General features: G+C 65.0%; 10 protein-coding genes. 4 read left to right on the top strand and 6 right to left on the bottom strand.

Annotated elements, in window-relative coordinates; genetic code table 11:
• Window positions 1-133: 133 nt before the first annotated feature.
• The 4 genes from M2332_RS13985 to M2332_RS13970 form a co-directional block, all read right to left on the bottom strand.
• Window positions 134-1759: an ABC transporter ATP-binding protein gene (locus tag M2332_RS13985; RefSeq protein WP_264574534.1), complete on the bottom strand. Its 1626-nt coding sequence runs from the start codon at window positions 1757-1759 to the stop codon at window positions 134-136.
• Complete coding sequence (locus tag M2332_RS13980; RefSeq protein ID WP_413715986.1) at window positions 1756-2775, bottom strand: ABC transporter permease; 1020 nt, start codon at window positions 2773-2775, stop codon at window positions 1756-1758. The genes M2332_RS13985 and M2332_RS13980 overlap by 4 nt, the downstream gene beginning before the upstream one ends.
• Before the next feature lie 65 nt (window positions 2776-2840).
• Window positions 2841-3920, bottom strand: a complete 1080-nt coding sequence (locus tag M2332_RS13975) for a microcin C ABC transporter permease YejB (protein WP_181558805.1) — start codon at window positions 3918-3920, stop codon at window positions 2841-2843.
• Entirely contained in the window at window positions 3917-5887 is a 1971-nt protein-coding gene (locus M2332_RS13970) for an extracellular solute-binding protein (RefSeq protein ID WP_264574532.1), read from the bottom strand. Before M2332_RS13970 ends, M2332_RS13975 begins: the two co-directional genes overlap by 4 nt.
• A gap of 274 nt (window positions 5888-6161) precedes the next feature.
• Between M2332_RS13970 and M2332_RS13965 the strand changes: the two genes are divergently transcribed.
• Entirely contained in the window at window positions 6162-7091 is a 930-nt protein-coding gene (locus tag M2332_RS13965; RefSeq protein ID WP_264574531.1) for a 1-phosphofructokinase family hexose kinase, read from the top strand.
• Here M2332_RS13965 and M2332_RS13960 read toward each other — a convergent pair.
• Window positions 7078-7545 (bottom strand): low molecular weight protein-tyrosine-phosphatase, encoded by a 468-nt coding sequence (locus M2332_RS13960; RefSeq protein WP_264574530.1) that lies wholly within the window; start codon window positions 7543-7545, stop codon window positions 7078-7080. The two genes, M2332_RS13965 and M2332_RS13960, sit on opposite strands and share 14 nt — an antisense overlap.
• A gap of 13 nt (window positions 7546-7558) precedes the next feature.
• On the opposite strand from M2332_RS13960, the gene otsB reads away from it, so the two are divergent.
• The 3 genes from otsB to M2332_RS13945 are packed head-to-tail and all read left to right on the top strand — an operon-like array spanning window position 7559 to window position 11723.
• Window positions 7559-8470 carry a trehalose-phosphatase gene (otsB, locus tag M2332_RS13955; RefSeq protein WP_264574529.1) on the top strand — a complete coding sequence of 304 codons (912 nt, stop codon included), beginning with the start codon at window positions 7559-7561 and terminating at the stop codon, window positions 8468-8470.
• The gene (locus tag M2332_RS13950) at window positions 8470-10266 is read left to right on the top strand and encodes a glycoside hydrolase family 15 protein (RefSeq protein ID WP_264574528.1); all 1797 of its coding nucleotides are present in this window, start codon (window positions 8470-8472) and stop codon (window positions 10264-10266) included. Before otsB ends, M2332_RS13950 begins: the two co-directional genes overlap by 1 nt.
• Complete coding sequence (locus M2332_RS13945; RefSeq protein WP_264574527.1) at window positions 10263-11723, top strand: alpha,alpha-trehalose-phosphate synthase (UDP-forming); 1461 nt, start codon at window positions 10263-10265, stop codon at window positions 11721-11723. The genes M2332_RS13950 and M2332_RS13945 overlap by 4 nt, the downstream gene beginning before the upstream one ends.
• Here M2332_RS13945 and M2332_RS13940 read toward each other — a convergent pair.
• Window positions 11702-13003, bottom strand: a complete 1302-nt coding sequence (locus M2332_RS13940) for an MFS transporter (protein WP_264574526.1) — start codon at window positions 13001-13003, stop codon at window positions 11702-11704. The genes M2332_RS13945 and M2332_RS13940 overlap by 22 nt on opposite strands.
• Window positions 13004-13013 lie beyond the last annotated feature (10 nt).

Raw genomic sequence — 13013 nt, 5'->3', positions numbered from 1 at the left:
GGACTAGTCAGCCTAAAGCGGCAAGAATTGGTAATCCCCCTAATGTCCGCTTCCCAAGACAAAGCGGCCATTCAGGTATGCGAGCCCCACATTTCCAAACGCACACTCACTCAGTTCGGGCTTGCTAACCCCATCACGCCGCCGCCCGCGCCCGCAGTTCCAGCGCGGCGGCGATGAGGTCGCGCGTATAGTCCGTCTGCGGCGCGTTGAAGATTTGCTGCGAGGAGCCCTGCTCCACGATCTTGCCATTGCGCATCACCACCACTTCATGCGCGAGGGCGCGGACGACCTTGAGGTCGTGGCTGATGAACAGATAGGTCAGGCCATGGCTCGCCTGCAGGTTGCGCAGCAGGTCGACGATCTGGGCCTGCACGGACATGTCGAGCGCGGAGGTGGGCTCGTCGAGGATCACGAGATCGGGCCGCAGGATGATCGCGCGGGCGATGGCGATGCGCTGGCGCTGGCCGCCGGAGAATTCGTGCGGGTAGCGATCCAGCACCGCCGTCGAGAGGCCGACTTCCTCGATCATCGTCGCGACGGCCTCGTAGCGCTCCGCTGGCGTCAGGTCGGGTCGGTGGATCGGCAACCCCTCGCCGACGATCTGGCCAATGGTCATCTTGGGGCTGAGGCTGGCGAAGGGGTCCTGAAAGACGATCTGCATCCGCTTGCGCAGGGGGCGCATCTGCTTCCAGTTGCGCTCGTGCAGCGGCTCGTCCTCGAACCAGATCGGCCCTTCCGAGCGGCTGATGCGCAGCAGCGCAAGGCCGAGCGTGCTCTTGCCCGAGCCGGACTCGCCGACGACGCCGAGCGTATGCCCGCGCGGGATCGAGAGCGTCACCCCGTCCACGGCCTTCACGAAGGCGCGCGGCTTGCCGAACCAGCCCTTGATCGGGAAATGGACCTTCAGATCCTCGGTGCGCACCAGCGGCGCGGGATCGCCCTCGATCTTGAGTGGTTCGCCGCGCGGCGTCGCGTCCAGCAGCTTGCGGGTGTAGGCGTTCTGGGGATTATCGAACACCGCGCTGGTGTCGCCGGCCTCCACCACCTCGCCCTGTGTCATCACGCAGACGCGCTCGGCCATCTTGCGCACCACGCCCAGATCATGGGTGATGAGCAGCATCGCCATGCCGAGGCGCTGCTGGAGATCCTTGAGCAGATCGAGCACCTGCGCCTGCACGGTCACGTCGAGCGCGGTGGTCGGCTCGTCGGCAATCAGCAGGTCCGGCTCGTTGGCCAGCGCCATCGCGATCATGATGCGCTGGCGCTGCCCGCCGGAGAGCTGGTGGGGATAGGATTTGAGGCGCTTCTCGGCATCGCGCAGACCGACCAGCTTGAGCAGGTCGATGGTCTTGGCGACCGCCGCCGCCCGGCTGATCGCGGGATCGTGCAGCTTCATCGCCTCGATGATCTGCCGATCGATGGTGTGAAGCGGGTTGAGGGCGGTCAGCGGCTCCTGCGGGATCAGCGCGATGCGGGCGCCGCGCAGCGTCTGCATCGTGCGCTCGCTGGCGCCGACGATCTCCTGCCCGTCCAGCCGGATCGAGCCCGATGGGTGGAACGCCACCGGATAGGGCAGCAATTGCAGGATCGACATGGCAGCGGTCGACTTGCCCGAGCCGGACTCGCCGACCAGCGCCAGCGTCTGGCCCTTCTCCAGCGTGAAGGACACGTCCTTGACCGCCTCGACGATGCGGCCTTCCGAGCGGAACGAGCAGCACAGCCTGTCGACCACAAGCAGGGGCGTGTCCGTGGCGCTCATGTCGATTTCCTTGGATCGAATGCATCCCGCGCCGCTTCGCCGATGAAGATGAGCAGCGAGAGCATGGTGGCCATGACCGCGAACCCCCCAATGCCGAGCCACGGCGCATAGAGATTGTTCTTCGCCTGGTTGAGCAGTTCGCCGATCGAGGGCGATCCGCGCGGCATGCCGAAGCCGAGAAAATCCAGCGCGGTAAGGATGGTGATCGACGAGGAGACGATGAACGGCAGGAAGGTGATGGTCGCCACCATCGCATTGGGCAGGATGTGCCGGAACATGATCGTGCGGTTGCCAAGGCCAAGCGCCCGGGCGGCGCGGACATAATCGAGATTACGCGCGCGCAGGAACTCGGCGCGCACGACGTGCACCAGCGTCATCCAGCTCACCAGCAGCAGCACGCCGAGCAGCGTGAAGAAGCTGGGCGTGAGGAAGCTGGCCATGATGATCAGCAGGTAGAGCATCGGCAGGCTCTGCACGATCTCGATGCAGCGCTGGAAAATAAGGTCCGTCCAACCGCCGAAATAGCCCTGGATGGCACCGGCGGTGATGCCGATGATGGAGCTAAAGAAGGTGAGCAGCAGGCCGAAGGTCACCGAGAGGCGGAAGCCGTAGATGATGCGCGCCAGCACATCGCGCGCTTGGTCGTCCGTGCCCAGCCAATGGCGTGCGGATGGCGGCGACGGCGCGGTGACGGGGATATCATAGTCGATCGTCCGGTAGCTGTAGGGGATGATCGGCCAGATCGCCCAGCCGTCGCCGTCCGCGATCATCGCCCGCACGGCGGGGTCCTGATAATTGGCCTCCGTCTCGAACACGCCGCCGAATGTCGTCTCGGGATAGGCGCGCAGCACTGGCGCATAAATCTCGCCGCGATAGCTCAGCAAGATGGGCTTATCATTGGCGATCAGCTCCGCGCACAGCGTCACCGCATAGAGCGCAAGGAAGATCCACAGGCTCCAATAGCCGCGCTTATTGGCCTTGAAATTGGCCCAGCGCCGGCGCGTGAGCGGGCTCATCCGGCTGATCGGGCGCAAAGGCCGGGGATGAACGGCCGGGGCTGCGACGGGCGTTTCGGCGTTCATCAGACGTCCCGCCTTTCGAAATCGATGCGGGGGTCGACCAGCACATAGGTGACGTCACCGAGCAGATTGGTCAGCAGGCCGAGGAGCGAGAAGATGAACAGCGAGCCAAGCATCACGGGATAATCCCGGTTGATCGTCGCCTCGAAGCCGAGCAGCCCAAGGCCATCCAGCGAGAAGATCACCTCGATCAGCAGCGAGGAGGTGAACAGCACGCTGACGAAGGCAGCAGGAAAGCCGGCGATCACGATGAGCATCGCGTTGCGGAAGACATGGCCATAGAGCACGCCGTTCTCTGAGAGGCCCTTGGCTCGCGCCGTCGTCACATATTGCTTGCCGACCTCATCCAGGATCGAATTCTTAGTGAGCATGGTCAGGTTGGCGAAGGCGCCGATGACCATCGCGGCGACCGGCAGGGTGATGTGCCACAGATAATCGAGCACCTTGCCGATGAGCGAGAGCTCCTCCCAATTGTCCGAGACCAGCCCCCGCGCCGGGAAGATGCTCCAGAATGTACCGCCGGCGAACAGCACGACCAGCAGCACCGCGAAGAGGAAGCCGGGAATGGCATAGCCGATGGTGACGAAGAAGCTCGACCAGGCATCGAACGCGGTGCCCGCGCGCACGGCCTTGCGGATGCCGAGCGGAATGGCGACGAGATAGGTGATGAGCGTGGTCCAGAGGCCCAGCGAGATCGACACCGGCAGTTTTTCGATGATCAGATCGATCACCGGCTGGTCCTTGTAATAGCTATTGCCGAACTCGAACCGCGCGAAATCGCCGAGCATCTTGAAGTAGCGATAGAGCACCGGCTTGTCGAAACCGTAGAGCTTCTCCAACTCCTTCACCATCGCCGGGTCCAGCTCGCCAGTGGGCATGATGCCGCTGCTCGCCCCCGTATCGACGCTGCCGCCGATGGTGGCCGTCGCGTCCATCGCGGTGCCGGCGAACCGCGCCTGAATCTGGTCGATCGGGCCGCCGGGCACGAACTGGATGATGATGAAGGTGATCGTGACGATGCCGATCAGCGTCGGCACCATCAGCAGGAGCCGGCGGGCGACATAGGACCAGAGCGCCGTCATAATGACTGTCCTTGTGCGTGCCCGGCCGTCTTGCCGGGGTCGGCCCACCACGTATCCAGCGTCATAATCGGGAAATTATAGGCGGGCTGCTTTTTCGGCATGCCGAAGCGGTCCCAATAGGTGATCGGCATCTGCCCCACCGGCGCCGGGTAATCATGCTGGAAGGGTATGGCGTAGAAATTCCACAGCAGGATGCGATCGAGCGCCCGCATCGCGCCGACCACGGTCTCCCTGTCCGTCGCGGTGATCATCTGCGCGAGCATCTTGTCGACGGCCGGATTCTTGACGCCCGGATAGTTCAGCGATTGCGGCTGATCCGCAGCGTGCGACCCCCAGATCAGTGTCTGGCCGATGCTCGGCGTTTCATGGCCGGGGAACATCGGGATGTTGAGCAGCAGATCATAATCATAATGACGCAGCCGATGCCGGAATTGCGCACTGTCGAACGAGCGGAAACTGATGGCGATGCCAAGCTGCCGCGCATTCTCGACAAAGAGCGAAACCTGCCGGTCCATCAGCGGGGAATAGCTGATCAGCTCGAGCGCCATGGGGCGACCGGTTGTCTTGTCGATCAGCCGGCCGTCCTGATAGCGATAGCCCGCCGCCCGCAGGATCCGCACTGCTTCGATGAGGTTGGCCCGGCGGTTGCGCCAGTTCCCGCCAACCGGCAGGTCCGGCGCCTTGGTGAACACCTCGCCCGGCACCTCGTCCCGCACGGATTGGAGCAGCTCCAGCTCCCGGCCCTGAGGCAAGCCCTCGGCCGCAAACTCGCTGTTGGTGTAGAAGCTGTGCAGGCGGCCATGATGCCCGGCGAGCAGGGTCCGGCGCACCCACTCGAAATCATAGGCCAGCATCAGCGCGCGCCGCAATTGGCGATCCGCCAGCGCGGGCCGCCGCGTGTTCATGACGATGCCCAGATAGAAGGACGGGCTGCGGTAATCGATGACCTGCCGCTTGATCTGGCCCGCGCGGAAGGCCGGCAACTGCTTCTCGCTTGCCCAGCGGACCGCGCTCGTTTCCTGCCGGAAGTCGACATTGCCGGCGAGAAAGGCCTCATAGGCCACCGTCTGGTCCCGGTAATAATCGTGCCGGATGATGTCGAAGTTGTAGCGGCCCTTGTTGACCGCCAGATCCTTGGCCCAATAATCCTTCACGCGCTCATATTCGATCCAGCGCCCCTGGCTGAAACGGCCGACCTTATAGGGGCCGCTGCCCAAGGGGCGGTCGAGCGAGGCGGCGTTGAGCGGGTGCTTCGCGTAATAATGGCGGGGGAGCAGCCACATATCCATCACCACCGTCGGCAGCGTGGGATTATTGGGCTGGGTGAAATAGACGCGCACCGTGTGCGGCCCGCGCTTTTCCGCACGCGTCACGGCCTGTTCAAGGCGCTTGAGAGAGGGCGTCACCAGGCCCTTGGCCTGATCGATGGTGAAGATGATGTCCTCGGGCGTGATCGGCACACCATCATGCCAGCGCGCGCGGGGATCGAGATGGAAATCCATCCATGAAATATCTTTGGGATAGGTGATCGACTCAGCGACCAGCGCGTAGCGCATCGCCGGCTCGTCCGAACTGCGCCGCATCAGCGGCTCATAGACCTGCATCATGCCGATGGGCGGCGTGCCAAGCAGGGCCATGAGATTGAGACTGTCGAAGCCACCAATATAGGCCACCCGCAGCGTGCCGCCCTTGGGCGCCTTGGGATCGGCATAGTCGAAATGCTTGAAGCCGGGGCCGTATTTGGGGGTGCCGAACACCGCATAGGCATGGCTGGAGATCAGCTCATTGCCGCCCGGCACGGCCTGAACGCTGGCGGAACTGATCGTCAGCAGCAGCGGAAGGCAGAGTAGCGCCAGCAGGAGTTGCCGAAGCACCCCGAGGCGCTGCCTCACCGGCCCGGCAGATGGTGGCGGGCCGCCATCATCCAGGCCATGGTCATTCGGGCCGTCCGCAGCATCTCCAGCCATACTCTCCCTTCCGAACCCCAGATGGAGTCCAGCAAACAAGTGATGCCCATTCGATCTTGCGCCGAATGTCGCGTCACCCGCTCCGTTGGTTCAATGTCTAACTTTAGTTGACCTAACTAACAATTCGAATCGAACTTATCTTGTCATAATTCGCGCTGCCAGGCGCGTAAACGCCCTGCTCGTCATCGTGCCGCGCCTGCTCCACCAATGCAACCGGCTGCCGCACAGCGCGGCACGGCTTTGATCACCGCGCGCATCCTGCTAGCCCATGCGCATGAAGAACATCGCCACGCTCACCCTCAATCCCACCATCGATGTGGCCTATGAGGTCGACAAGGTATTTGCCACGCACAAGATGCGGACGGCTGGCGAATATCATAATCCCGGCGGCGGCGGCATCAATGTCGCCCGCGTGTTCGTGCGGCTGGGCGGCAATGCGCGGGTGCATTACCTGTCCGGCGGGGCGACCGGCGTGGCGCTCGATGGCTTGCTCGACCGGCATCAACTGGTGCGCGCGCAGATCCCGATCCAGGGCGAAACCCGCGTCGCAACCTCGGTGCTGGAGAAGGACAGCGGCAAGGAATATCGCTTCACACCGCCGGGGCCGGTGGTGGTGGAGGCCGAATGGCGGCTGGCGCTCGACCAGCTCAGTCAGGTGACGTGCGATTATTTCGTGGCCAGCGGATCGCTGCCGCCCGGGGTGCCGGAGGATTTCTACGGGCAGCTTGCCGCCGCGCTGGCGCCGCGCGGCATCGGCTTCGTGCTCGACAGTTCAGGCGCCGGCCTGCGCGGTGGCCTGAGCGGCGAGCATGTGCTGCTGGTCAAGCCTAGCCAGGGCGAATTGCAGCAGCTCGTCGGGCGCGACCTGAAAGGCCCGGACGCCATTGCGGCGGCAGCGCAGGACATCGTGCGATCGGGCCGCGCGCGCTATGTCGCGGTCACTCTTGGCCATGAAGGGGCGGTGCTGGCGACGGCAGAGAGCACCGTCTATCACCCCGCCATCCCCATCGACGCGAAAAGCGCGGTCGGCGCGGGGGACAGCTTCGTCGCCGCGATGGTCTATGCGCTGGCCAGCGACTGGCCGGTGGAAGATGCCTTCCGCTATGGCATTGCCGGTGGCACTGCAGCGGTGCTGACGCCGGGCACCGACCTCGCCCGCCCGGCCGACATCGACCGCCTCTACGCGCAGATCAAAACCGGCTGACCAGCGCGCGCGCCGCCGCCTGCACGTCCCGCCAGGTCACATCGAACCCGGCTTCATCGCCAAAATAGGGGTCGGCCACGGCCTGCCCTTCCCGGCCCGGCACCATGTCCAGCAACAGGCCGACATGAGCGCGATGCCCTGCGGGCGCGAGGCGCCGGAGGCTGGCGAGATTGTCCGCATCCAGCGCAAAGATCATGTCGAAGCGCTGGAAATCCGCCAGCCCGATCTGCCGCGCGCGGTAGGTCGAGATGTCAATGCCATGGCGCAGCGCGGTGGCCTGGGCGCGCGGATCGGGCGGCCGCCCGACATGCCAGTCGCCCGTGCCTGCCGAGTCCGCCGTCACATCAAGGCCCGCCAGCGACGCCTCGTGGCGGAAGGCCGCCTCGGCCAAAGGCGACCGGCAGATATTGCCGAGACAGACGAACAAAATAGCGGATGGGGTTGGCTTGAGCATGCGCCTCGCTATCATGCGCGGACGACGAACGCGACCCGGCCGCGCTTCGGCCAGGCCGCGAGACAGGAACCCGCCCCCATGTGCGGGCGTTCGCAACGAGAGCCACGCCGAACCCAATCACGGCGGACCCAACCATGACGCAAACCATGACGCAAAGCATGACAGGGGAATCACCATTTCGCATCCGTCCGCATTCGATCTTCCAGCGCCCTCAATCGACACCCTCGACCATCTCAGCCTGTTTCTGGATCTGGACGGCACGCTCTTCGAGCTGATCGACCATCCCGAAGAGGTGATCGCAGACGAGCGTCTGCGCAGCCTCCTCGCCCGGCTGTCGACGCGGCTCGACGGGCGTCTGGCGGTCGTGAGTGGGCGCTCCATCGCGCAGATCGACGCCATTCTCGGCCCCATCGCGCAAGATCTGGCGGTGTCCGGCAGCCATGGCAGCGAACATCGCTGGCGCGGCGTCGCGGCGCATCCGGTGCGGCCCAAGGGACTGGACGAAGCCGCCGCGGACTTTCGCGCCTTCGCCGGCCGGCATGAGGGCGTGATCGTCGAGGACAAGAGCTATGGCGTCGCGCTGCATTTCCGCATGGCGCCGCAGATCGAGGCGGAAGCCACCGCCCTCGCCACCCGCCTCGCTGACGACCTCGGCCTCCATTACCAGCCCGGCAAGATGATGACGGAACTGCGGATGCCCGGCGGCGACAAGGGCAAGGCCGTGCGTACCCTGATGAGCCGGGCGCCCATGGCAGGCACCTCGCCGTGGTTCCTTGGCGATGACGAGACAGACGAGGCCGCGTTTCTCGCCGCGCAGGCGCTTGGCGGCGTTGGCGTGATCGTGGGCGATCGGCGGCCGACCGCAGCCCAATACAAGCTTGCCAATCCGCGCGCCGTACATGCCTGGCTGGAGGACCTGCTCTGATGACTGCAACACTCGACCTCTGGCCTATCGGCAATTGCCAGGTCTCCGCCCTGATCGACCGGGCCGGCCGCTTCGTCTGGGGCTGCGTGCCCAGGGTGGATGGCGACCCGGCCTTCTCCTCCCTGCTCGACCCGGCCCCGCGCGCCGCCGAGGGCGCACGCGGCTTCTGGGAAATCGACCTGGAAGACTGCGTGGAGACGGCGCAGCATTATGTGCGCAACACGCCGGTGCTGGTGACGCGGCATGAGGACAAGCATGGCAACGCCATTGAGGTCATCGACTTCTGCCCGCGTTTCCACCGGAGCGGGCGCATGTTCCGTCCCGTCGCTTATGCCCGCATCGTCAAGCCGGTGGCGGGCAGTCCGCGCATCCGAATCCGCCTGCGCCCGGCGCGCGACTGGGGCGCGCGCGATCCGAACCGCACGCGCGGCACCAATCACATCCGCTACATGCTCTCGGACATGACCCTGCGCCTGACGACGACGGCGCCCGTCGGCTGGATCGAGGACGAGCGACTGTTCCGGGTCGAGCGGCCGCTGCACTTCTTTCTCGGGCCAGACGAGAGCTTTGCCGACGACCTGCGCATCACGCTGGACACCATGCTCGACCGGACGATCCGGGAATGGCAGGGCTGGGTGCGGGGTCTTGCCACGCCCGTGGAGTGGCAGAAGGCGGTCATTCGCGCCGCGATCACGCTCAAGCTGTGCCAGCATGAGGAAACCGGCGCCATCGTCGCGGCGCTGACCACATCGCTGCCCGAACATGCCGATAGCGGGCGCAACTGGGATTATCGCTACTGCTGGATTCGCGATGCCTATTACACCGTCCAGGCGCTCAACCGGCTCGGGGCGCTCGATGTTCTGGAGAGCTATCTCGAATATCTGCGCAACCTCGTCGACAATGCACGCGGTGGCCATATTCAGCCCCTGTACGGCGTGGGCGGCGAAGCCACGCTGACCGAATGGATCGCGCCGGGGTTAGCCGGCTATCGCGGCATGGGGCCGGTGCGCGTCGGCAACCAGGCGGCCGAGCAGATCCAGCACGATGCCTATGGGCAGATCGTTCTCTCCAGCACCCAGAGCTTCTTCGACCGGCGGCTGCTGCGCATGGGCGGCACCGACGATTTTCACGCGCTTGAGGCCGTCGGCGAGCGCGCGTGGGACGTCTATGACAAGCCCGATGCCGGCCTGTGGGAGCTGCGCACCCGCAGCCATGTCCACACCTACTCCGCCGCCATGTGCTGGGCGGCGTGCGACCGACTGGCCAATGCCGCCGCCGCGCTCGATCTGCCGGAGCGGGCCGCCTTCTGGCAGGGGCGCGCCGATAGCATGCGCCAGACCATTATCGATGCGGCTTGGCGGGAAGACACAGGCCGGATGTCCGCGACATTCGGCGGCGACGATCTGGATGCCAGCATCATCCAGTTGCTGGACCTTCGCTTTCTCTCGCCCGGCGACCCGCGATTCAAGACCACGCTCGAGGCCGTCGAGCAGGGGTTGCGTCGTGGCAGCCACATGCTGCGCTATGCCACCGAGGACGATTTCGGCCTGCCCTCGACCGCCTTCAACGTCTGCACCTTCTGGCTTATTGAGGCGCTGCACGCCACCGGACGGGTCGACGAGGCGCGGGTGTTGTTCGAGGAAATGCTCAGCCGTCGCACCGCCGCCGGACTGCTCTCGGAGGATATCGACCCCGCCACGGGCGAACTGTGGGGCAACTATCCCCAAACCTATTCGTTGGTTGGATTAATCAACTGCGCCGTTCTGCTCAGCAAGCCGTGGAGTACCATCAGATGACTCGCCTCGTCATCGTGTCGAACCGCGTCAGCCCGCCGACGGGGGAAGGACAAGCCAATCAGGGCGGCCTTGCGGTCGCGCTGTCCTCGGCGCTGCGCGAGACAAACGGCATCTGGTTCGGCTGGTCGGGCAATGAAACCGAGACGTTCACCGGTCATGTGAATTTCAGCAAGAGCGATGGCGTCACCACCGCCACCGTCGACCTCGAGCCGCAGGATATCGACGAATATTATAACGGCTTTGCCAATCGCACGCTCTGGCCGCTCTTTCACGACCGGACCGACCTCGCAGAATTCGAGCGCAACTTCGCGGGCGGTTATGCGAGGGTGAACGAGCGCTTCGCCGATACCCTGCTGCCGCTCATCACGCCCGAAGACCTGATCTGGGTCCACGATTACCACCTCATCCCGCTCGGCGCGGAACTGCGCAAACGCGATGTCACCAACCGCACCGGCTTCTTCCTCCACACGCCCTGGCCCGTCGCGCGCCTGCTGACCTCCCTGCCGAGCCACGCCAAGCTGGTGAATGCGCTGTTCGCCTATGATCTCCTGGGCTTCCAGTGCCAGGCCTGGCTCGATTCCTTCCTCTATTATGTCCACGACCAGTTCCCCGAGGCGGAAATATCGGACGGTGTGATCCGCATCGGCGACCGGACCGTGCGGGTCGTCGCCTGCCCGATCGGCATCGATGCGGGGGACTTCGCCAAAAGCGCGACCACCCCGGAAGCCGATGAAGCGCGCGAAAGCATCCTGCGCAGTCTCGAAGGCCGCGACCTCATCATGGGGGTCGACCGGCTGGACTATTCCAAGGGCATGGAGCAGCGTTTTCACGGGTACAGCCGCTTGCTGCAGGACCATCCCGAATTTCAGGAAAAGGTCACCTTCCTCCAGATCGCGCCGCCATCGCGCGAGCAGGTCGCCAGCTATCAGGACATCCGACGCGAACTCGATGCGCTGTCGGGCCATATTAACGGCGAGTTCGCCACCGCCCATTGGGTGCCGTTGCGCTATGTGAACCGTGGCTATGACCGGCTTTCCCTCTCCGGCATGTACCGCTCCGCGCGCGCCGCACTGGTGACGCCATTGCGGGATGGGATGAACCTGGTCGCGAAGGAATTTGTCGCGGCGCAAGACCCGGAAAATCCCGGCGTCCTCATCCTCTCCCGTTATGCCGGCGCCGCCGAGCAATTGCAGGATGCCCTGCTGGTCAACCCGTTCAGCCCGGAAGAACTGGCCGACGCGCTGCACCAGGCGCTGCTCATGCCGCTCGAAGAGCGCAAGACGCGCTGGCGGGCTATGATGGACAGCGTGGAAACGCAGGACATTCGCTGGTGGCTGAAGCGCTTCCTCGATCTGCTGACGAGCGAACACCCGCCGCGAGGGAGCACTGCCGAGGCCTCTGAGAGTTCAGAAGGCGCAGATACGAAAGAGGCCGCTCAGGCTGCAGCCTCCTCCTGAGCGGAGGGCGCGGTCGCGATCCGCGCCTTGGAGAAGGCGAGCACGCACAGGATGCAGCAGCCGACCGGCACCAGCAGCGCCAGAAAGAACATGCCGGCGGACATGTTGGCAGCGATCAGCGCCCCGCCGACGAGCGGGCCCGCCATGGCACCCACGCGCGCGACGGCGACCGCCAGACCGATGGCGGCAGACAGCATCGTGATCGGGTAGATGCTCGCGGCCACGGCCGTCAGGGCGATATGGGCGCCGCCGACGCCCATGCCGATAATCAGCATGAGCAGACCCCAGGTAGCGAATGTCGGCGCCAGCACCGCCAGCGCCACCAAGCCGAGCGACACCAGCGCATAGCCCACCAACAGCGCCGGAATCGTGCGGTGACGGTCGATCTGCGTAGCCAGAATGAGGCCGCCGACCAGTCCGCCGATCTGCACGATGGAAGCCATATGGGCCGACGTCTCGAAGCTGAAGCCGACCCCGCGCAGCACCGTCGGCAGCCAGCTCGCCAGCATGTACATGGACAAGGCGTTGAAGCAGAACAGCGCGGAAAACAGCGTGGTGCGCAGCAGATAGCCGCGCCCCAGCGGCGCCAATATGGGAATGTCAGTCCAGTGCCACGCCCGCTCGCGCGCCGGTTTGGCCGCTATGGGAGCCGCCGGCAGACGCGTGAGAAACAGCGCGAGAAGAATCGTGATCACGAACATGAAGGTCGCCGGGACGGTGAACGCCGCTTCCCACCCGCGCCCGGCGGTGAGCCATGGCACCACGACGCCGGCACCGGCTGCCCCGACCGGAATGCCGCAGCCGACAATGGTCATCGCGCTCGCCCGCCGCTTGGCCGGCATCACCTCCGCGAGGATCGCCAGCACATTGGGCAGGCAGGCGCCCAGCGCCGTGCCGGTGAGCAAGCGCCACCAGAACAACTGACTGACCGTCTGCGACCATGAGGTGCCGAGTGTCGCGAAGCTGATAACGCCCAGCGCCACAACGGTCGTCGTGCGCCGCCCGACCTTGTCGCCCAGCGGTCCGAGAAAGAAGGCGCCGAGACCCAAGCCAATGACCACGGCGGATAGGGCCGGTGCGAACAAGGCCGGTGACTCCCCCCAAAGCTGCGCCAGATGCGGCACGATGACGGGCATCGACCCGATGTCATAGCCATCGATGACCATGATGATGAAGCTCAGCAGGCCGACGATGTAGATCTGAAATCCGCTGGCCGCCTTGGCAGGCGCCGGCGGGTCCGCTTGTGCATCCGCCGGCAGAATTGCGTCGCTCTGACTCATCTCGGTCCCA

The sequence above is a fragment of the Sphingobium sp. B11D3A genome (assembly GCF_025961695.1).
Classification (GTDB): Bacteria; Pseudomonadota; Alphaproteobacteria; order Sphingomonadales; family Sphingomonadaceae; genus Sphingobium.
The sequence above is the reverse complement of the archived record's forward strand: the minus strand, read 5'-3'. Positions and strand labels throughout refer to the sequence as shown.